This is a genomic window from Paraburkholderia pallida, from assembly GCF_004524855.1.
GTDB lineage: Bacteria > Pseudomonadota > Gammaproteobacteria > Burkholderiales > Burkholderiaceae > Paraburkholderia > Paraburkholderia oxyphila.
Genome location: NZ_CP038148.1, coordinates 496,018 through 515,853 on the forward strand (window position 1 = coordinate 496,018; position 19,836 = coordinate 515,853).

At 66.8% G+C, this 19,836-nt stretch carries 16 protein-coding genes; 10 read left to right on the forward strand and 6 right to left on the reverse strand.

Annotated features, from left to right (window positions below; genetic code table 11):
• Positions 1 to 123: 123 nt before the first annotated feature.
• Positions 124 to 432 carry an H-NS histone family protein gene (locus E1956_RS02195; RefSeq protein WP_133194984.1) on the reverse strand — a complete coding sequence of 103 codons (309 nt, stop codon included), beginning with the start codon at positions 430 to 432 and terminating at the stop codon, positions 124 to 126.
• 399 nt (positions 433 to 831) lie between these two features.
• Positions 832 to 1,512 (reverse strand): HugZ family pyridoxamine 5'-phosphate oxidase, encoded by a 681-nt coding sequence (locus E1956_RS02200; protein WP_134750279.1) that lies wholly within the window; start codon positions 1,510 to 1,512, stop codon positions 832 to 834.
• Between the two features lie 232 nt (positions 1,513 to 1,744).
• On the opposite strand from E1956_RS02200, the gene E1956_RS02205 reads away from it, so the two are divergent.
• The gene (locus E1956_RS02205) at positions 1,745 to 2,962 is read left to right on the forward strand and encodes an MFS transporter (RefSeq protein ID WP_134747017.1); all 1,218 of its coding nucleotides are present in this window, start codon (positions 1,745 to 1,747) and stop codon (positions 2,960 to 2,962) included.
• 120 nt (positions 2,963 to 3,082) lie between these two features.
• Here E1956_RS02205 and E1956_RS02210 read toward each other — a convergent pair whose 3' ends face one another.
• Together E1956_RS02210 and E1956_RS02215 are read right to left on the reverse strand one after the other, a co-directional pair.
• On the reverse strand, positions 3,083 to 4,228 hold the full coding sequence (locus E1956_RS02210) for a branched-chain amino acid ABC transporter substrate-binding protein (RefSeq protein ID WP_028217210.1): 1,146 nt from the start codon (positions 4,226 to 4,228) through the stop codon (positions 3,083 to 3,085).
• 626 nt (positions 4,229 to 4,854) lie between these two features.
• Positions 4,855 to 5,994 carry an NAD(P)H-dependent flavin oxidoreductase gene (locus E1956_RS02215; RefSeq protein ID WP_134747019.1) on the reverse strand — a complete coding sequence of 380 codons (1,140 nt, stop codon included), beginning with the start codon at positions 5,992 to 5,994 and terminating at the stop codon, positions 4,855 to 4,857.
• Positions 5,995 to 6,284: 290 nt separating this feature from the next.
• Between E1956_RS02215 and E1956_RS02220 the strand changes: the two genes are divergently transcribed.
• Together E1956_RS02220 and E1956_RS02225 are read left to right on the forward strand one after the other, a co-directional pair.
• Positions 6,285 to 6,983 carry a dienelactone hydrolase family protein gene (locus E1956_RS02220; protein WP_134747021.1) on the forward strand — a complete coding sequence of 233 codons (699 nt, stop codon included), beginning with the start codon at positions 6,285 to 6,287 and terminating at the stop codon, positions 6,981 to 6,983.
• A gap of 192 nt (positions 6,984 to 7,175) precedes the next feature.
• Positions 7,176 to 8,690 (forward strand): amidase, encoded by a 1,515-nt coding sequence (locus E1956_RS02225; protein WP_197732805.1) that lies wholly within the window; start codon positions 7,176 to 7,178, stop codon positions 8,688 to 8,690.
• A gap of 77 nt (positions 8,691 to 8,767) precedes the next feature.
• On the opposite strand, the gene E1956_RS02230 is transcribed toward E1956_RS02225, so the two are convergent.
• Together E1956_RS02230 and E1956_RS02235 are read right to left on the reverse strand one after the other, a co-directional pair.
• Positions 8,768 to 9,079 carry a high-potential iron-sulfur protein gene (locus E1956_RS02230; protein WP_133194978.1) on the reverse strand — a complete coding sequence of 104 codons (312 nt, stop codon included), beginning with the start codon at positions 9,077 to 9,079 and terminating at the stop codon, positions 8,768 to 8,770.
• A 456-nt stretch (positions 9,080 to 9,535) separates the two neighbouring features.
• Positions 9,536 to 10,642, reverse strand: coding sequence for an NAD(P)/FAD-dependent oxidoreductase (locus E1956_RS02235; protein WP_134747027.1), 1,107 nt, complete (start codon positions 10,640 to 10,642; stop codon positions 9,536 to 9,538).
• Between the two features lie 1,162 nt (positions 10,643 to 11,804).
• Between E1956_RS02235 and E1956_RS02240 the strand changes: the two genes are divergently transcribed.
• The 7 genes from E1956_RS02240 (at position 11,805) to E1956_RS02270 (ending at position 19,421) form a co-directional block, all read left to right on the forward strand.
• A complete protein-coding gene (locus E1956_RS02240; protein ID WP_232071342.1) occupies positions 11,805 to 12,248 on the forward strand; it encodes a hypothetical protein in 444 nt (147 codons plus the stop codon).
• Positions 12,249 to 12,328: 80 nt separating this feature from the next.
• Positions 12,329 to 13,132, forward strand: coding sequence for an endonuclease/exonuclease/phosphatase family protein (locus E1956_RS02245; RefSeq protein WP_134747029.1), 804 nt, complete (start codon positions 12,329 to 12,331; stop codon positions 13,130 to 13,132).
• A 114-nt stretch (positions 13,133 to 13,246) separates the two neighbouring features.
• Entirely contained in the window at positions 13,247 to 13,936 is a 690-nt protein-coding gene (locus E1956_RS02250; protein ID WP_134747031.1) for a LysE family translocator, read from the forward strand.
• Positions 13,937 to 14,570: 634 nt separating this feature from the next.
• Positions 14,571 to 15,341, forward strand: coding sequence for a ferredoxin--NADP reductase (locus E1956_RS02255; RefSeq protein WP_133194974.1), 771 nt, complete (start codon positions 14,571 to 14,573; stop codon positions 15,339 to 15,341).
• A gap of 514 nt (positions 15,342 to 15,855) precedes the next feature.
• A complete protein-coding gene (locus tag E1956_RS02260; protein ID WP_134747033.1) occupies positions 15,856 to 16,956 on the forward strand; it encodes a sensor histidine kinase in 1,101 nt (366 codons plus the stop codon).
• Complete coding sequence (gene rqpR, locus E1956_RS02265) at positions 16,953 to 17,609, forward strand: response regulator transcription factor RqpR (protein WP_134747035.1); 657 nt, start codon at positions 16,953 to 16,955, stop codon at positions 17,607 to 17,609. Before E1956_RS02260 ends, rqpR begins: the two co-directional genes overlap by 4 nt.
• Before the next feature lie 405 nt (positions 17,610 to 18,014).
• The gene (locus E1956_RS02270) at positions 18,015 to 19,421 is read left to right on the forward strand and encodes an amino acid permease (protein ID WP_134747037.1); all 1,407 of its coding nucleotides are present in this window, start codon (positions 18,015 to 18,017) and stop codon (positions 19,419 to 19,421) included.
• The last annotated feature ends 415 nt before the right edge of the window (positions 19,422 to 19,836 follow it).

Sequence of the window (19,836 nt, forward strand, 5' to 3'; positions counted from 1 at the left end):
TTTGCGAGATTACTGAAAGGCAGCGGTAAGCAGATAACAAAAAAGCCGCGCAAGTCCCCGTGACGGCGCGGCTTTTTCGCTTGGCGGGCCGCAAGGCCCAATTCCAGCTGTAGCAGAGGCGATTTACTTCTGAATCAGGAATTTCTCGCGATCCTTGCCGGCGATCCAGCGCGGAGGCTTGCCACGGCCCGACCACGTGCTGCCGCTATCCGGGTCACGGTATTTCGGCGCAACGCTGGCGCGCGAGCGGCTGGCTGCCTTGGCGCCCTTGCCCGCTGCACGGCCGCCGCCGAGTTCGGCTAGCGTAATGCCGTAGTCGGCCATTTTCTGCTTGATCTCGTCGAGGACTTCGGCATATTCACGCGCCTTAGCCTCTTCAATCTGCTTCTCGAGCTTCTCTCGCTGTGCGAGGAGTTCCTTGTAGGAAGACATAGGTATCCTGGTGGTTTGTTAATTAATGGCTACTGATCTTGTGCCGGTATGCCGATTGACAGATGATTTGCCTCGGAAATTGCAGGCGAGATTAACACAGATTTGAATGTCGCGAAAAGCGCGGGCAATAAAAATAATTAAAGCGCTTTAGGCCCCGTTCAGCATCGCACCAAGGCCGCCAGAGCTTTCGTTTCGTGCAAATCGGTATTTTTACCCAATCGCCCTTTTTCCAGATAAATCCGGTTCTCATAATTCGCAGGGCGTGAAAATTAATTGAGAAAAAAACCGCAAACATTTCATCTCATGCGAACTTTCACCAGGCCCCGCTTATTATCTTGAAATCTCGCAATGCGTTATGAGTGGCGGCATACAGCGCTTGCCGCCTTGTCGTGCAAATAGTCAGGTCGCATGCCGCGCGAGGCAATCGGCTAGCACGGCATGCAAGGATTGCGTCTCACCCTGCGGCGCCTCGAAAACATAGCGTGTGCGCACGCCGTCGATTGAGAGATCGGCGCCGTAACGGTCCACGCCCAGCAGCGCGAGACCGTCGCGCCGCGCCGGGTGCGCCTCGAAGAAGCGGATTAGCGCTTCTTCCTCGTCGGCCGTGAGCGGCTCGAGCGGGTCGAGATCCGTGCCGTCGAGCCAGCCCATCGCGCCAAAGCCGCCGATATAGCGCAACCGCTCCACGCGCATCGTCCAGAACGTGAAGTCGCCGAGCGCGAGATAGCGCGCCGCGTCCGGGTGGTAGCGCAGGTAGCGGCGCGCGAGCGGCGCCTGTGGGTCGGTGCCGGCGCCGCCCTCGCTCGGCTCGAACCGGCCGAGCAGGGTCATGCGCGGCGCGTTCAGCACGTCCTCGCCGGTGAACTGCGCGACGAGAAAGCCGGCGCGCGGATCGTCTTGCAGATTGCGCGTGTGCTCGGCTAGCCGGCTCACGAGGATGACGGGACGATGCCGCGCATCGGGCGCGAAAGGCAGCAGCGTGGGATACGGGAAGCCCTGCGGCTCGCGCGTATGGGTCGCGAGCGTGCCGGTGGCGGCCTGATGCAGCAGATGCAGCGGAGCGTGAGCGGGGATCTTCAAGGTCATGTCCTCGATCGATGTGGGGTCGTTGGGCCTATTGGGTCTGACAGCGAGACGGAGCCCGTCGGCCCGCATTGAGCCGATTGCGCCATCCCACTATTAGAGCAGGCTGGGCCGCCGCAAGCAGCCCGCGCGCGCCTTCGCTAGAATTTCCGCTTGCCTTTCAAAAAGCTGATACGCCGGACTTTTCTGAGCCGATCGGCTTCGCCGTTGCCCAACACCAGGATTTCCCGTGTCCGACCGCTCCTCCGATGCCGCGCTCGCCGAGCCGCCCCATGCCGTCCACCGTGCGCTGCCCGCCGCCACGCGAGCGCGTGCGCGCGTCGCAACCATGGCGCTCTTTTTCATCGCCGGGATGATGTACGCGTCCTGGGGCGTGCATGTGCCCACGGTGCGCGACAAATTCCACCTGAGCGCGGCGTTGCTCTCGTACGCCCTCTTCGCGGTGGCGGGCGGCTCGATCGCGGCCATGACGACCATCGGCGGATGGATCGCGCGTGCGGGGACGCGCCGCGCCTGCCTCACGGGCGGCCTCACCATGTCGGCGTGCGGCGCGCTGATTCTGGTCGTGCCGTACTACTGGATGCTGCTCGTCGTGCTCGCGCTGTTCGGCGTCGGCATGGCCACGCTCGACGTCGCCATGAACGCGGAAGCGAGCGCCGTCGAGGAGGCGGTCGGCCGGCCGATCATGTCGGCGCTGCACGGCATGTTCAGCCTGGGCGGCATGGCCGGCGCGGCCGTCGGCGGCGCGCTGCTCGCGCACGGCATGGCGCCCGCGCTGCATCTCTTTCTCGCGTCGGCAGTGGCCGCTCTCGTCCTGTTCGTTTCGTGCCCTGCCGTGCTACCGCACGTGCCGCATGCGACCCACGGCGAGCACGCCAAAACCGGCAACCGCTGGCGCACACCGGCGCTGTGGGCGCTGGGCGGCATCGCGCTCATCGCGTTGATTGCCGAAGGCGCGATGTACGACTGGGCCACGGTCTATATGCGCGACGTCGTGCTCTCCACGCCCGCGCTGGCGAGCGCCGCCTACGCCGCGTTCTCGGGCGGCATGGCCGCCGCGCGCTTCGCGGGCGACGCCGTGCGCGCCCGCTTTGGAGCACCGCAGCTCGTGTTCGCGAGCGCCTCGCTCGCCTGCGCGGGCATGATCGGCGCGCTGCTGCTGCCGTTTTCGTTCACCGCGCTCACGGGCTTCACGTTGATGGGCCTCGGCCTCGCCAACATGATGCCGGTGCTGTTCGCCGCCGCCGCGCGCGTCAAGGGCATCCACGCCGCCGAAGGCCTCGCGCACGTGGCGGGCATCGCTTATTTCGGACTGCTGTTCGGGCCGGTGGTGATCGGCGGCATCACGCAGGTGACCAACCTCACCGTCGGGCTCGCGGTTGTTGCGCTGTGCGCGGCGCTGGTGGCGTTCGCGGGGCCGAAGGTGCTCAGGCGGCTGGGGATTTGAGGCCAACGGCAGCCGCCGAACGATTGAGCCATCCAAAACAAAAGCCCGTGAGTCCGAAGACCCACGGGCTTTTTCACATCGCATCACGCCGCGCACCGCACTAAGCGGTGCAAAGCGCAATTACATCTTCACCACGTCGAGCAGCGACTTCTTGCCCGCCTTGTAGTTGTACAGCGAGATCACGCCGTGCTTGAGGTCGCCCTTCGAATCGAAGGTCGTCTCGCCAATCACGCCCTTGTAGTCCGTAGCCGGCATGGCGGCCAGGATCTTCGCCGGATCGGTCGAGTTGGCGCGCTTCATCGCGTCGACGATGATGTACACCGCGTCATACGTGAACGGCGCGTAGATCTGGATCGGCTGGCCGAAGCGCTTCTCGAACTTCGCCTCGAACGCCTTGCCGCCCGGCATCTTTTCGAGCGCCATGCCCGCTTCCGAGCACACGATGTTGTCGGTCGCGTCGCCGGCGAGGTCGGCCAGCTTGTCGGTACAGACGCCGTCACCCGCGAGCACCTTCGCGCGCAGGCCAAGCTGCTTGGCTTGCTTGGCGAACGGGCCGCCGGTGGCGTCCATGCCGCCGTACATGATCGCGTCGGGGTTTTCGCCCTTGATCTTCGTGAGAATCGCGCGGAAGTCCACGGCCTTGTCGTTGGTCGCGTCATGCGAGAGCACGTTCATGCCGAGCGACTTGGCGGTCTTCTCGAATTCGTTCGCGAGACCCTGGCCGTAAGCGGTCGAATCGTCGACGATCGCCACGCTCTTGAGCTTCATGGTCTTCGCCGCGTAGTTCGCGAGCGCCGGGCCTTGCTGGGCGTCCGTCGCCACCACGCGATAGGTGGTCTTGAAGCCCTGCTGCGTGTAGGCCGGGTTGGTGGCCGACGGCGAGATCTGCACGATGCCCGCATCGCTGTAGATCTTCGAAGCCGGGATCGAGGTGCCCGAGTTCAGGTGGCCCACGACCGCGACGACCTTGTCGTCGACGAGCTTCTGCGCAACCTGGGTGGCCGTACGCGGGTCGGCTGCGTCGTCCTGTGCGTCGAGCACCAGCGTGATCTTCTGGCCGCCGATCGTCAGGCCCTTCGCGTTGATTTCCTCGACAGCAAGGCGTGCGCCATTTTCGTTGTCTTTGCCGAGGTGTGCGATTCCGCCCGTCAGCGGCGCAACGTGGCCAATCTTGACCACTTCATCGGCGCTCGATGCCGTTGCAAACGTCGCGAACAGAACGACTGCCGCGCTAATCGGCAACAGCTTGTGAAGCTTGATATTCATGTAAGTCTCCAGTTTCGAACCCAAAAGCAACGTAATCGCCCTGTGCTCCCGCGCCCCGAACGTGTCGCTCCCCGTGCGGACGACCACGCAGGATGCATCCTTGATGCACCTGGCCAGTATGGTGAAAAGCCCGTTCATGGCGAACCGCCCATCCATACTTGCGCGCAAGTGTAGGTGATCAAATTAATTTGGGGGATTTTTTTCAGATATCGGGGCGAGTACCAATAGGCTTTCACCCGAGTGCTTCGAAAGCCTGATCAATCGGCCTGCCAGCCTTGCGTTGCAAGGGCCTGAGAAGAAGTTTGCAATCATTTCGAAAGCATTTTCCAGGCTGCGCCCAAAGCTTTTTCGGGATTTTTGCGGGGTATGCGGGAGAGGCAAAACGCACTACGCGGGATACGGCAACGTTTGCTTTTCGAATTCTGCCGTTTGCCTCGAGATTAGCCGAAATTAAAGTCAGCCTTCGATTAATTCGCAGCGCACGAAATTCGTTGCGCGCGCCAGGGGTTTTCTCGCATCGGGCATGCGAGCGGCGCACGAAAATACGTCAGGCGATGGCCGTTGCAAAGCCGGCACGCGTGCGTTTGCCAACGCAAGCGTGCACGGCGCGCAACAGCGTGCAAGATTCAGGCGGGATGGAGCGCGTCGGTCGCGAATCGGCGCAGCGTCGCGCGCAATTCGGCGTCGAGCGCGTCGACGAGCTCGGCAGCGCCCAGGTTGGCTTCGCGCAGGCGCGCAAGCGGCGCGCCCTGCCCCGACCACAGCGAAAGATAATCGCCGTCGTTCGCGCGCGCCGCGCGCTGGCGCAATTCCTGAGTGAGCGCGTTCTGCACGGGATACGGCGCGACGTTCTCCGGCTGCGCCTCGAGTTGCTGCATCAGCGGATTGCGGATCCCGCGCGCGTGGCGGCCCGTGATCGCGCGCGTGACCGAGGTCGCCGTGTCGGACGCGTTGCGCAAGCGCGTCTTCCAGTCGGCGGAAATCGCGCTCTCCGCGCAGCCGAGAAACGCCGTGCCCATCTGCACGCCCTGCGCGCCCAGCGCGAGCGCGGCGGCAATGCCGCGCCCGTCCATGATGCCGCCCGCGGCGAGCACGGGCAGGCCAGTCGCGTCGGCGAGCTGCGGCACGAGCGCCAGCGTGCCGACCAGCGCATGCGGCGCCTCGCCGATGAAGGTGCCGCGATGCCCGCCCGCCTCCGCCCCTTGCGCGACGATTGCGTCGGCACCCACGTCGCGCCAGGCGAGGCCTTCGGCGACGTGCGTCGCCGTGCCGATCACGTAGCTGCCCGCCGCGTGCAGACGCGCGACATCCGCTGCCGCGAGCAGGCCGAAGGTGAAGCTCACGACCGGCAGGCGCAGTTCCACGAGCGTGTCGAGCTGCGCGCGAAAGTCGGGCGCGTAGCGGGCCAGCGGCTCGCCGGGCGGCAAGCCGTAGTGGGCGCGCAGCGGGTCGATCGATGCGAGCGCGCGGTGCACCGTGGCATCGTCGGGATGGGCGGCGTCGAGCACGAAGAGATTCACGCCGAAGGGCCGCTCGGTGAGCGCGCGGATGGCCGCCACTTCGCTCGCTATCTTCTCGGGCGCGAGCGCGGCCCCCGCGAGAAAGCCGAGCGCGCCGGCGTTGGAGACCGCCGCGACGAGCGCGGGCGTGGTCGGGCCGCCGGCCATTGGCCCCTGCACGAGCGGCAGGCGCAAGCCGAAGCGCCGGCTGAACGGCGTGGAAATGGCCGCGGCGGCGGCGCTCTGAGACGCGGAAACGAAAGTCATGTCGATACCCTGGCTGATGGAAACGCACCCCTACGCGCGCCGTGCTTGCCGTACTGGCGAGCTGCCCGGAAAGCGCAACGCGCACACGCGCGCTGGCTGGGCGCCAGCCTGACATTGCACGGGGCGCGACACCGTGCCGACTCTAGCGGAGCCCGCCACGCCCGAAAAATGAATAATCGAGATCGTTACGATCCGCTTGCGAGAACGAGGCGCGCTGCAGGCTCGGCGCTGCCGTGGCAAACTGGCTCCCCGTTTTGCTTCACCCCCCATTCGCGTAGAAGGAGAGCAACGTGAGCGTATCGACCAAGTGGATCGACATCCCCGCCGGCAAGGACAGCTTCGGCGCGTATCTCGCCCTGCCCAAGGGCGGCAAGGGCCCGGGCATCGTCATCATTCAGGAAATCTTCGGCGTGAACAGCCACATTCGCGATGTGGTCGAGCAATACGCGCTCGACGGCTACGTGGCCATCGCCCCCGACATCTTCTGGCGCACCGCGCCGCGCGTCGAGCTCGAGTACACGGGCGCGGACCGCGACCGCGGCATCGAGCTGATGAATAAAACCGGCCTGAACCTCGCCGTCGAAGACATCGCGGCAACGGCCGCGGCGCTGCGCAAGCTGCCCGAGTGCACCGGCAAGGTCGCCGCCGTCGGCTACTGCCTCGGCGGCCGCCTCGCGTATCTGGCCGCGGCGAGCGGCTCGGTCGACGCGGCGGTCTCGTACTACGGCGGCGGCATCCAGACGCAGCTCGATCTCGCCGACAAGATCAAGCAGCCGATCCTGTTCCACTACGGCGAGCTCGACCACGGCATTCCGCCCGACGCGGTGGGCCAGGTGAAGGAGCGCTTCGCCGGCCGCGACAACGCCGAATTCCATATCTACCCGGGCGCCGATCACGGCTTCAACTGCTCGGTGCGCGCGTCGTACAACCAGAATGCGTCGGCGCTCGCGCACGGCCGCACGCTGGCGTTCCTCGCCGAAAACCTCTAAGCCCTACGCGCCCGGCGCGCGCGGCATAAGCGCTAGCCAGGCATGGCAAGCGGCCATTGCGGCAGAATTGCTGCAATGGCCGCTTGCGTTTCACGGCGCCTGAAGCCTTCATCGGCCGATTGACTGATTGACCGATCAACTGATCGACTCATCGGCCCGCCGATTCCCACGACGCCCCAAGGAGTGCGCGCCTTGCAGTCCGACTATCTGGAATACGACGCCATCGGCCTTGCCGAACTCGTGCAGCGCGGCGAGGTGAGCGCGCGCGAACTGCTCGACACCGCGATCGCGCGCGCCGAGGCCGCCAATCCCGCGATCAATTCGATCGTGCTGAAGGACTACGAGGCCGCGCGCAAGCGGGCGCTGCGTATCGAGGCGGGCGGCAACGGCTTCGACACCCTCGCGCAGGGGCCGCTCGCGGGCGTGCCGTTTCTCGTCAAGGATCTGGGCGCGGCGGTCGCGGGCCTGCGCATGACGTTCGGCAGCCGCCATTATCGCCATTACGTGCCGACGGCGGACGCGCCCGTAATCGAGCGCTTTCGCGCCGCGGGCCTGAATCTGTTCGGCAAGACCAGCGCTTCGGAACTCGGGCAGATGCCGTACACGGAGCCCGAGCTATTTGGCCCGTGCCGCAACCCGTGGAATCTCGACCACACGCCGGGCGGCTCGAGCGGCGGCGCGGCCGCCTCGGTCGCGGCCGGCATCGTGCCGCTCGCGCACGCCTCGGACGGCGGCGGCTCGATCCGCATCCCCGCGTCGTGCTGCGGGCTCTTCGGCTTCAAGCCTTCGCGCGGCAACCAGCCGCCTTCGGACGAGCCGCCGTCGCCGGGTGGATTGGGCGTCGATCTCGCCGTGTCGCGCAGCGTGCGCGACAGCGCGCTGGTGCTCGACCTGCTCGCCGGCGACCCGGCTCTCGCGCCGGGCGCGCCGGGCACTTTTCTCGCGGCGGCGCGCGAGCCGCTCGACGGCGGCAAGCCGCTCGCGGTCGCCTTCATCACCGAGCCGCTGTTCGCCGACACGCTCGCGCCCGACGTACGCGAGGCGCTCGATGGCGCGGCCGCGCTGCTGTCCTCGCTCGGGCACAACGTGGAGCCGGTGAAGCTCGGCGTGGATTTCGCGGCGGCGCGCGAGGCGTTCCTGATGCTGTGGTCGGTCGTCGTCGAAAAATACGTGCTCGAGGCCGACTCGATCACCGGCAAGAAGCCGCGCCGCGAGGACTTCGAGATCTCCACGTGGGCGATGGCGCACGTCGGCCGCAAGCTCGGCGAGCGCGCCCTGCCCGCCGCGCTCGAGACGCAGCAGCGCATCACGGCGCAGATCGCCGACCTGATGACGCGTTTCGACGTGATCCTGTGCGCGACGATGGCCGCGGCGCCGGTGAAAATCGGCGAGCTCAAGCCCACGGCTTCGGAGCGCATCCAGATGCGCGCCGTCACCGCGATGCCGGTGGATGCGCTAATGAGAAAACTGCTGGCGGAAGCCGCGAACAAGGCCTTCGCGTGGGCGGGCTGCACCGAACTGTTCAATATGACGGGGCAGCCTTCGATGACGGTGCCGCTCGCGTGGAATGCGCGGGGACTGCCGATTGGCGTGCAATTTGCGGCGCGTGAAGGCAACGATGCCTTGCTGCTGCGCCTCGCGGCCCAGCTCGAAGCGGCGCGCCCGTGGTTCGGACGGCGACCGCCTCTGCTGATGGCGCGGGTCTAGGCGAGGCTGCGCGAAGCCGGTGCGCGCGCATCGATACGGCGCGCGCCCTGCTTCAAGCCTGCCTGACGATCAGGCGATCAAGCCTTCTTGTTGTAGGCGCTGCACCAGCCCTTGCCCGCGACCTGCTTGCCGGGGAACATCGGGCAGGCGGCGTAGGCGTCGGTGGCCTTGCCTTGATAGAACGTGCAGTTGCTGCAATCCTGGCCAGCGGCGTACTTGGCGAACTTGGCCTTGTCGACCTTGGTGGCGTCGGCCTTGTAGCCGAGTGCCTGCGCGGTGGGTTCGGATTCGCCAACCTTCGGTGCATCGGCGAAAGCCTGGCGCGACAGCGCAACGGTTGCGGCAACGCCAACGCTCGTGATCAGAAAGCTGCGGCGGGACGATTTCATGAGCAGTACTCCAATATTGTGGGCACACCGTTCTGCCGACGGCGTGGCGAGAAGAATAACAACGAAGCCGCCATGCGTGCGCCAGGAATTCCGGAGATAAGCGATTCGCATCGTGGAAACGATGCGCCCCCCGAGCGGGGATGCCGCCCGCGAGGCGGCGAAACACGCACGTGGTGCCGAGGGTACGGGGCCGGCGAAGAAACGACTGCCGATCCCTGGAAACGATGCGCCCCCGCGCAGGGATGCCGCCAACGAGGCGGCGGCGCACGTACGAGATGCCGAGGGTACGGGACCGGCAAGGAAACGACCGCCGATCCCTGGAAACGATGCGCCCCCCGAGCAGGGATGCCGCCCGCGAGGCGGCGGGGTACGTACGAGATGCCGAGGGTACGGGACCGGCAAGGAAACGACCGCCCATCGGGCCGATCAGACCAACAATCAGCCCAATCAGCCCCCTCAGGCGTGTCCGGAGACCTCGCAAACGCGCTGCGCGATGGCGAGCGACGCCGTGAGCCCCGGCGACTCGATGCCGAACAGGTTCACGAGCCCGCGCACGCCGTGCGCCGCGCCGCCCTGGATCACGAAGTCGGCGGCGGGCTCGCCCGGGCCCGAGAGCTTGGGCCGGATGCCCGCGTAGGCGGGCTGCAGCGCGCCGTCGGGCAAGCCTGGCCAGTAGCTGCGGATCTGCGCGTAGAAGGTTTCCGCGCGGCGCGGATCGACGTCGTAGTCGATCGCATCGATCCACTCCACGTCGGGACCGAAGCGCGCCTGCCCGCCGAGATCCAGCGTGAGATGCACGCCGAGCCCGGCTTCATTGGGCATCGGGTAGATGAGGCGCGAGAACGGCACCCGCCCCGAGACGCTGAAGTAATTGCCGCGCGCGAGATAGAGCGGCGGGATATGGCGCGGGTCGAGCCCGCGGATGCGCTTGGCGATCCGCGTGGCGTGCAGGCCCGCGCTGTTGATGAGGCAGGCCGCGCGAATCTCGGTGGGCGCATCCCCGCCCGTCTTGATCACGAAGCCGTTCGCGCACGCGTCGACCGACTCGACCGGCGACTTGAGCGCGACCACGGCGCCGTCGCGCTCGGCGTCGCCTTGAAGGGCCAGCATCAGCTGATGACTGTCGACGATGCCCGTCTGCGGCGAGAACACCGCCGCCACGCAATCGAGCGCAGGCTCGAGCGCGAGGGCCTCCGTCTTGTTGATGCGCGTGAGGTCGAACACGCCGTTTTCCTTGCCGCGCACGCGAATCGCCTCGAGCTGCGCGACCTGGGCGGGCGTGGTGGCCACGAGCAGCTTGCCGCAGCGCGTATGCGAAACATTGCGCGCCGCGCAGTACTCATAGAGCATCTCGCGCCCGCGCACGCATAGCGTCGCCTTGAGCGAGCCGCGCGGGTAGTAGAGCCCCGCATGGATCACCTCACTGTTGCGCGAGCTGGTGCTCGTACCAATGGCGTCGGCCGCCTCCAGCACGATCACTTCGCGCCTTCGCGCGGCCAACGCGCGCGCCACGGCCAGGCCGACCACACCCGCGCCGATCACCACACATTCGATCTGATCCATGTCCCTGCGTCCGCATCCGGCGAATGGGGCGGCGGCGCCTCGCCGGCGCCGCCATGAGAAAAATTGTACGCCTCGCGCACGGCGGGTTCGACTCGAATAGTCGCCGGATATGCGGTCAAATCCACGCATCGCGCATAGTCGCGGGTGTGAGCCCTGCCGGCGTCTGCCTTGGCTATCGATCGGCGGTTTCGATTACGTATCGCTTATCGTTGCGGTAAAAATAACAATCTCTTCTTTCACAGACCTCGAAATGCGCCGTTGTTGCCTCTATATTACAAATAGTCACGCGCGGCCCCGTTGAAGCGGCGCCGCGCTGTCCCCATTTGAAATGGATGTCTGCGGTCCGGCGTTTGCGAACCCGGTATAGGATCGAAGGTCATAAGGAACCCGCCCCGCCGTTGCGAGCCCGCAGCATCGACTCGCACGGCACGCGTGCATGGAGCCTGCCGATATGACGTTGTTAAAGAATTGCCTCGCCGCTGTGCTGTTCGCCTCCGCTGCCGCCGCAAGCGTGACCGCGAGCGCGCAGACGGAGACGCAGGGCGTGGTGCAGCCCGCGGTTCCCGCCCCACAACCCAAAGTGCACGCTGTTCCGGCCCCCTCCGCTGGGACCGCCGAGCAACCGGCAGCGCAGCCCGCTCAACAGCCAGCAGCCAAGCCGGCGCCACAGGCGGCACCGAAGCCGGCTCCCCACCCCGTGCACAAGCGCCCCCATAAGCCCGCGCACAAGCCTGCTTACGAACCCGCTTATGAGCCCGCTCCCCAGCAGAACGCGCAGCCCGCCGCACAGCCAGGCCCCACGGCGGAACCGCCTTTGCTGCCTGCTCCGGCACCACAAACGGGCGCGCAGACCGCACCGATGCCGCAGCCAGCCGTACCGTCCGCGCCCGCGCCACAACCCGCCGCGCAGTCCGCGCCCTCGCCGCAGCCAGCCGCGCAGCTCGCACCTGCGCCGCAGCCGGGCGTGCAGCCCGCGCCAGCGCCGCGGCCCGCCATGCAGAACGCGCCCCAGCCGTACACGCAGCCGGCAGCCGCACCGCAGCCGTATGCACAACCAGCCACGGCCCCCGCACCGGTAGGCGCACCACAGCGCACCGCACAGCCAGTGCCAGTCACTGCGCCGCAACCCGCCGCACAGCCAGCGCCCGCACCGCAGCCCGCTGTGCAATCCACTGAGCAACCCGTCGTCAACTGGACACTGCAGATACTGAGGGACGGCCAGCTGATCGATACATTCGACGGCACGACCACGGTCGGCCAGGCGCGCACCGATACCCATCACAAGGTCGTTTCACACGATGTCGGCTGCAAGGACCAGCCCGCGGGCAGCATCGACCTCCAGCGCACCATCACGGTCTCGCCGTTGCGGGCGAACCCGAGCGAGTCGATCCTGGCGATCGAAGCCCAGGAGACGCTCGAAGGCGACATCGCGCCGCAAACCCCGGAAGGCTGCAAGCTGCCGCCCACGCCGCGCCAGGTGCACGCGAGCCACCCGGGGCTCGTCGTGCCTGCCGGCCAGTGGGTCAACTGGCCCATCATCGACAAGAATCCCACGCTGCTCTACCGGGTGCGCGCAAGCCTCGCGCCGCCCTCCCAGCAGCCCTGACATACTGACCGGATGTGCCGCGTCGAAGCGCGATCCGCCATCCGCACGAAACTGTTCCAAGAACTCGTCGTAACAAGCGCATGCGAAATTTCGAACAACCCCTCATCGATGCGGTGCCGGCCAACACCCGGGACTTCGTTGCGGTGAGCTGGAACCTGCACAAGGGCCGCTCACCGCTTGGCTTTCAGGCCTGGCAGGCGATGCGGCGCTGGGTGCAGTCCACCCACGCCGACGCCTGGTTCCTGCAAGAAGCGATGGCGCGGCGTCTGCCGCAGCCGGTGCTCTCCTCGACCTTCGGCGCCGAGCTCGGCGACCCGCTCGAGGACGTCTGGCACTGCCAGGCCACCGAAATCGCCGACGCGCTCGAGTTGCAGATCGCACTCGGGCCGAACGTGTTCAAGCCTTCGTGGCGGCATGGCAATGCCATCCTCTCGCCGCATCCGCTCGATCTGGGCGGACGCTGGGACATCTCGGCGCACCGCTTCGAGCGGCGCGGCCTGCTCGTCGCGCGCGCCAGCGTGGCGGGCCAGTCGGTCACGCTGCTGTGCGCGCACCTCGCGCTCACGCGCAGCGCGCGCCTGCGTCAGATGAGCTGGATCGCGCACTGGATCGCCAAGGAGGCGCCGCAAGGGCCGCTCGTGCTCGCGGGCGACTTCAACGACTGGCGCAACGACTCGGTGCCGCTGTTCGCGGAGCACGGGTTGCAGGAAGTGGCGACGCTGCTCGGCGAGCCGGCGCGCACGTTTCCGGCGTTCTCGCCCGCGCTCGCGCTCGACAAGATGTTCGTGCGCGGGCTGCAGCCCGTCGAGCTGATCCAGCCCGCGCAAGAAACGGCCTGGCTCTCCGACCACCTGCCTTACATGGCGCGGCTGCGGATCGAATGACGTGCCGGGGCGCGCCGTGCAGCGCCCGCCAAACACCCACGAGACGCCAACGCAATCACGCTAATATGTCGCGTTGCGCGCCCTCGGGGTGCGTCCTTCCTGCCCGGCTCCCCCATGCATCTCTTCGCCACGCTGCTTCAGATCGCCATCGTCTATTTGCTCGCACTCGTGAGCCCCGGCCCGAACTTCTTCATGGTGACGCAGCTCTCGCTGGCCGGCAGGCGCGGTCTTGGCATCGCCTCGGCGTTCGGCGTGGGCACGGGCTCCACGCTCTGGGCCGCGCTCGCGATGCTCGGCTTCGCCGCGGTGCTCCAGCATATCGAGTGGCTCTATCACGGCGTGCGCGTCGCCGGCGCGCTTTATCTGCTCTGGTTCGGCATCAAGCTGCTGCGCTCGGGCGCGCGCCGGGACGCGATTACGGCCGATGAATCCCACGCCGCCCATGCCACTGAAGCGAGCCGCAGCGCCGAAAGCGCCCCCGTCGCCACGCTGCCGCCGCCCGACCGGCGCGCCTGGCTGCACACATGGCGCGCGGGCTTTCTCACCTGCCTCACAAACCCGAAGTCCTGCGTGTTCTGGACCAGCGTGTTCGCGGCGATCTTTCCGGCGCATCCGCCGCTGTGGTTCTACGGCGCGGCGCTCACACTCGTCGCGGCGATGTCGTTTGGCTATCACTCGAGCCTCGCGTTCCTGTTCGCCGACCATCGCACGCAACGCGGCTACAAGCGGCTGCGCCGCCCCATCGACGCGTTCTGCGGCGCGGCGCTGATCGGCCTCGCCGCGAAGCTCGCCGCCGACCGCTGACACCCGCGCGCCGACCGCCGCACCAGCGCGCCGATCGGCCATAAAACCGTGGCGATACACCGTCGCCACGCGCCGAATCTGCCCCCGCGAGCAGGGTCTCTGCTGCGGCCTGTCAGACCTTCCGGTATGATTTGGGCGAACATTCGAGCGGCATGCGTCGTATTCGAGCGCGTGCCGCCTGCGGCAAGCGCGCATGCCCTGACGGGCCAAACCGGCCCGTCCCAAGGGCGGTCGGACTCCCAGGCTTTTGCGCCTGCGCGCCGCATCCCGCCGAAGCCCGCTTTGTCGCGTCACGGCCCTTACGCATGGGCGGCGCAGGCGCCGACACAGCACCCTGCGACACCTCGCGTAGCGCAGGTCATCACGCTCGTTAGCCGCGGCGCAGCCCATGAGGCACGCTCGCGGTAAAATAACGGGCTGCGCCTCGTTCGCAATGGAACGGCTGGCAAGCTGGCAAAAAAGCGGGGCACGAAGCGGATGCAAAGCGCGGCGCGCGATAACGCAAGGCGCACGCATGGGCAACCGCCAAAACGCGCACGCCGCGCATCGTCAAACCGGGTCCGTCATGCAATGTCATGCGCGGCCGGAAGGAACGCCCCCGTCCGGCGGACCTTGTTTCGCATCATCAGGAACCATGAGCAAACACACCGAAGAAACCGTTCTGAGCGTCCACCACTGGACCGACACGCTTTTCAGCTTCACCTGCACGCGCGACCAGGCCCTGCGTTTCGACAACGGCCAGTTCACCATGGTCGGCCTCGAGGTCGAAGGCAAGCCGCTGATGCGCGCGTACTCGCTCGCGAGCGCAAACTATGAAGAGCATCTCGAGTTCCTGAGCATCAAGGTGCCGGACGGCCCGCTCACGTCGCGCCTGCAGCACCTGAAGGTGGGCGACAAGGTTCTGATCGGCAAGAAGCCCGTCGGCACGCTGGTGGCCGACAACCTGCTGCCCGGCAAGGTCCTGTGGCTGCTCTCGACCGGCACGGGCCTCGCGCCCTTCATGTCGATCATCAAGGACCCGGACATCTACGACCGTTACGAGAAGATCGTCCTCACGCACACCTGCCGTTTCGTCGACGAACTCGCGTACAAGGAATTCATTACCGAGGAGCTGCGCGAGCACGAGTACCTCGGCGAGATCGTGCGCGAGAAGCTCGTCTACTACCCGACCGTGACGCGCGAAGTGTTCGACAACCGCGGCCGCATCACCGAACTCATCGATACCGGCAAGCTGTTCGCCGACCTCGACCTGCCCGGGTTCTCGCCGGAGCGCGACCGCATCATGATGTGTGGCAGCACGCATATGCTGCGCGACACGGTCGCCCTGCTCGAAAAGGCCGGCCTCAAGGAAGGCAGCAACAATGAGCCGGGCCATTACGTCGTGGAAAAGGCCTTCGTTGGCTAAATCCATTGGCTAAGCCCATTGGCTGAATCCAGCGGCTCGATCCATCGGTCGAGCCGCTTTGGGGCATGCCCCTCGCCAGCATCGCCGGCTTGAACCACCGGCATGCCCTGCACACAAAACCGGAGCCTCGCGCTCCGGTTTTTTTATTTGCCGACCGCCCAACACGGCCGCGCGTCAAAATACCCCGCGCAACACCCATCTCGTGGTTACATTTTTCACAGACTTCGCGTAGCGTCCGTGTCAGCGTTTTTCCTACATAGACGCTCGCTGGGCAACTTCATACAGTTTCTTAGCTTTCGCCGCTAAGTATTGTCCCGACTGAAGTTTTTCTTTTTTTCAGATATTATCGCGGCGCAACATGGGCCACATCAGAGCACCTGACAAGGTCAGAGTCCGGCTGTTACTGAATGTAAATTTCGCTACGTTGCACCGTGCTCGGGATGACGCAAAAGCGTCGGTACGCAAGCAAGAGCAGAAAAGAACCGGTTCGTGGACGGGATAAAACGGGGGATGGATGGATACGTCGACTCGCGCCGCGTTTGATGCGCACGGGCCTCGTGCTGATGCGCCAGGCACGCGTGCCGCCTGCGCGGCCGCCGGCCTGCCCCTACTCGCCAACGCTGAAGGCGCACGTGTAGCGCTCGACGCCATCGCGCGCGTGCAGCGGCAGATTGTCGCATCCGGCGCCGCCCGTGTTCACGCCGACGAAGCCGCGCGCCACCGGCTCGCACAAGAGCTGCACGACAGTGTGGGCGCCGAACTGGCGGCCACGCGCTTCGCCCTGGCGAACGTCCACACCTGGCTGCCCGCCGACGCGCCGCCGCAATGCACCGAGGCGCTCGCGCTCGTCATGCACTCGCTGGATTGCGCCGGCGACGCCGTGCGCCGCGTGCTCGACGGGTTGTACGCGCCCGAGCTCGATGCGGGGCTCGCCGCTGCGCTCGCGAGCTGGACGCGCGGCTTTGCCTCGCGCACCGGGCTTGCAGCGCGCTTCACGCCCCGCTCGACAACCTCCTCAACGCCCCGTTCGACCGCCCGCTCGGCAGCCGCCCCCCGCACCAGCGGACTCTCCCGCGACGACGAGGCGCGCCTCGCGCGCCTGCCCGCCGAGGCGGCGCTCGCGCTCTTTCGCGTCGCGCAGGAAGCGCTGACTAACGTCGCCCGCCATGCGCAGGCCACGCGGGTCGAGGTGTGCCTGACGAGTACGCCGCGCGAGCTGATCGTGAGCGTGATCGACGACGGCGTGGGCCTCTCGCGCGAAGCCGCACGGCGCGCGAAGCGCCAGTGCGGACAAGCGGCGCAGAACGGTGAAAGCAACGGGAACGGCCGCAGCGCCTATGGCATCGCCGGCATGCGCGAGCGCTGCGCCGCCTTCGGCGGCACGCTGCGCACCGCGTCCGCTCGCGACGCACTGTCCGCCAGCCAGAGCACCCGTACCGGCGAGCCCGCTTGCGACACGCCCACCGAGCCCGCCGGCGACGCGCAAACCCGCCGCGCGGCCGCCGATCCGGCCCGCCCCGGCACGACCGTCGAAGCACGCTTCCTGTGGGAGACGCTGCTCGCGCGCCCGTGCGCCGAGCCGGCTCCGAACCTCGTGAAGGGCGTCCGCTCATGACCCTGCGCATCCTGCTCGTCGACGATCACGCCGTGGTGCGCCAGGGCGTGCGCCAGCTGCTGCTCGATCGTGGCGTCGCGAGCGAAGTGATCGAGGCGCAAAGCGGCGCGGAAGCGCTCGCCGCCATCGCGAAGCACGCCTGCGACGTGGCGCTGCTCGACATCTCGCTGCCCGACATGAGCGGGATCGAAGTGCTCAAGCGCGCGAAGAAAAAGGCGCCGCGCGTGCCGGTGCTGATGTTTTCGATGTATCGCGAGGACCAGTACGCGGTGCGCGCGCTGAAGGCCGGCGCATCGGGCTATCTCTCGAAGACGGTGGACGCCGCGCAGATGACAGCGGCGATCCAGCAGGTCGCGAGCGGCCGCAAGTACGTGAGCCCGGCGATGGCTGAAGCGCTCGCCGAGTACGTGCTCGTCGACGGCGAGCAGATGCCGCACGAAAAGCTCTCCGACCGCGAGTACCAGACGCTATGCATGCTCGCCTCGGGCAAGCGCCTCACCGATATCGCGCACACGCTCTCGCTTTCGGTGAAGACGGTGAGCGTCTACCGCACGCGCCTGCTCGAAAAGATGAAGCTCACCAACAACGCCGAGCTCACCTTCTACGTGATGAGCAACCGGCTCGTCGATCTCGCGCCCGCGCCCGGGCTCTGAGTCCGCGCATCGCTCGACCACGGCGCTTCCCGGCGACCGTCCAGGCGGCCGGGCCGCGAGCGGTCCGAGTGCAGTCCGACTACGGTCCACCGCGCCGCATGCACTGCGCAAAGAACGCGTCACTAAGGCGCCTTCTCGCCACAAGCCATTGATCCGGAGATGAATTGCGTCTTTTCGCGCGGGTTCGTGCAAGGATTGCACGCGCCCATGCCCCTTTGCGGCGGATTCGACTGCGGCGGCGCGCCGAATCCGCCTCGCGCCCAACCCGGCTGGAACGGCTGCGCCGCACCGATCCGCTAAAATTATGGGTTTCCCCGCCATACGGCACGAGAGGGCACGAGAGCGCGACTGCGTCCCTCACGTTTGCGTTGCCGCCCGCGCGTTTTACCAGGAGTCCCCCGCCAAATGTCCCTCTTTCGCAAGAAGAACGTCGAACACATGCTGCAGGCGAGCGCCCAGGGCGCCGGCCTGAAGAAGGCCCTCGGCGCACTGGACCTCACCTTTCTCGGCGTCGGCGCGATCATCGGCACCGGCATCTTCGTGCTGACCGGCACCGGCGCCGTGCAGGCCGGCCCCGCGCTGATGCTCTCGTTCCTCATCGCCGCCCTGGCCTGCTGCTTCGCCGCGCTCGCCTACGCCGAGTTCGCCTCGACCATTCCCGTGGCGGGCTCGATCTACACCTACTCGTACGCCACGCTCGGCGAGCTGGTCGCGTGGATCATCGGCTGGGACCTGATGCTCGAGTACGGGCTCGCCACCTCGGCCGTCTCGGTGGGCTGGTCGGGCTATCTGCAGTCGCTGCTCTCCGGCTTCGGCATCGCGCTGCCCACGGCCCTCACGGCCGCGCCCGGCGCCGTGCCCGGCGCGTTCACGCTCTTCAACCTGCCCGCCTTCCTCGTGATGATGGTCATCACGGCGCTGCTCTCCATCGGCGTACGCGAATCCACGCGCATCAACAACATCATGGTCGCGATCAAGGTCACGGTCGTGCTGCTCGTGATCGCCGTCGGCGCCTTCCACGTGACGCCCGCGAACTGGCATCCGTTCATGCCCCACGGCTGGAATGGCGTGTTCGGCGCCGCCGCCGTGATGTTCTTCGCGTTCATCGGCTTCGATTCGGTCTCCTCGGCGGCCGAAGAGGTCAAGGACCCCAAGCGCGACCTGCCCGTGGGCATCATCGCCTCGCTGATCGTCTGCGCGGTGCTGTATGTGGCCGTCGCGGCCGTCGTCACGGGCATCGTCCCCTGGCAGCAGTTCGCCGGCATCGCCCACCCCGTTTCGTACGCGCTGCAGGTGGCCGGTGAAAAGTGGGTCGCCGGTTTCATCGACCTTGGCGCCGTGCTCGGCATGCTCACCGTGATTCTCGTGATGAGCTACGGCCAGACCCGCATCATCTTCGCCATGTCGCGCGACGGCCTCTTGCCCGCGAAGCTCTCGAAGGTGCATCCGCGCTATGCCACGCCGTTCTTCACCACCTGGCTCGTCGGCATCTTCTTTGGCCTGATCGGCGCGCTCGTGCCGCTGAACGTGCTCGCCGAGCTCATCAACATCGGCACGCTCGCCGCGTTCTCGATGGTCTCGATCGCCGTGCTCGTCCTGCGCCGCACCCACCCCGATCTGCCGCGCGCGTTCCGCTGCCCGGGCGTGCCGGGCGTGCCCATCCTCGCGGTGGCCTCGTGCCTGTTCCTGATGCTCAACCTCGCGTGGATCACGTGGGTCGCGTTCTTGGCGTGGCTCGTGATCGGCCTGCTGATCTACTTCTTCTACTCACGCCATCATTCGCACCTCGGGCGGCATCCGCACGAGCACTGAAGCGTTCTCGAACAGCGCGCTCGCCGCGCGCTGTTCGGCACGATTCACCGCGCGCTTCGCGGCACGCTTCGCAACCCGCTTCCCGGCGAACTTCGCGGCACGCTTAACAGCGCCTTACGCTGCACTGCAACGGCCCGCCCCGGTCTCCGGCGCGGGCCGTTTCGTATGCTGCGCGGCCGTCGAAATACGGCTAAAAACCGCTTAAAAATCGGGGATAAGCCCGCGCAGCGCGAATCGGCAAAGTGTGCTTTACTGTTCGGGCATTGTTGTCGCGGTACGTCGCAATATCCAGGAAATACGCAGATTCGGGCATCGCTCAGGCAGCACCAGGTAACACTCGGGCAAAACCAGGCAACACCCAGGCATCACTGAACAAGCAAAGCACCAGCCGGACCCTCGTCCCCGTTTCCGTCCA

Bases quoted from the DNA above. Each gene is read 5' to 3' on its own strand.
- E1956_RS02195 (WP_133194984.1), bottom strand. From the start codon at position 432: ATGTCTTCCTACAAGGAACTCCTCGCACAGCGAGAGAAGCTCGAGAAG.
- E1956_RS02210 (WP_028217210.1), bottom strand. From the start codon at position 4,228: ATGAATATCAAGCTTCACAAGCTGTTGCCGATTAGCGCGGCAGTCGTT.
- E1956_RS02215 (WP_134747019.1), bottom strand. From the start codon at position 5,994: ATGACTTTCGTTTCCGCGTCTCAGAGCGCCGCCGCCGCGGCCATTTCC.
- E1956_RS02230 (WP_133194978.1), bottom strand. From the start codon at position 9,079: ATGAAATCGTCCCGCCGCAGCTTTCTGATCACGAGCGTTGGCGTTGCC.
- E1956_RS02235 (WP_134747027.1), bottom strand. From the start codon at position 10,642: ATGGATCAGATCGAATGTGTGGTGATCGGCGCGGGTGTGGTCGGCCTG.
- E1956_RS02245 (WP_134747029.1), top strand. From the start codon at position 12,329: ATGCGAAATTTCGAACAACCCCTCATCGATGCGGTGCCGGCCAACACC.
- E1956_RS02250 (WP_134747031.1), top strand. From the start codon at position 13,247: ATGCATCTCTTCGCCACGCTGCTTCAGATCGCCATCGTCTATTTGCTC.
- E1956_RS02255 (WP_133194974.1), top strand. From the start codon at position 14,571: ATGAGCAAACACACCGAAGAAACCGTTCTGAGCGTCCACCACTGGACC.
- E1956_RS02260 (WP_134747033.1), top strand. From the start codon at position 15,856: ATGGATACGTCGACTCGCGCCGCGTTTGATGCGCACGGGCCTCGTGCT.
- rqpR (WP_134747035.1), top strand. From the start codon at position 16,953: ATGACCCTGCGCATCCTGCTCGTCGACGATCACGCCGTGGTGCGCCAG.
- E1956_RS02270 (WP_134747037.1), top strand. From the start codon at position 18,015: ATGTCCCTCTTTCGCAAGAAGAACGTCGAACACATGCTGCAGGCGAGC.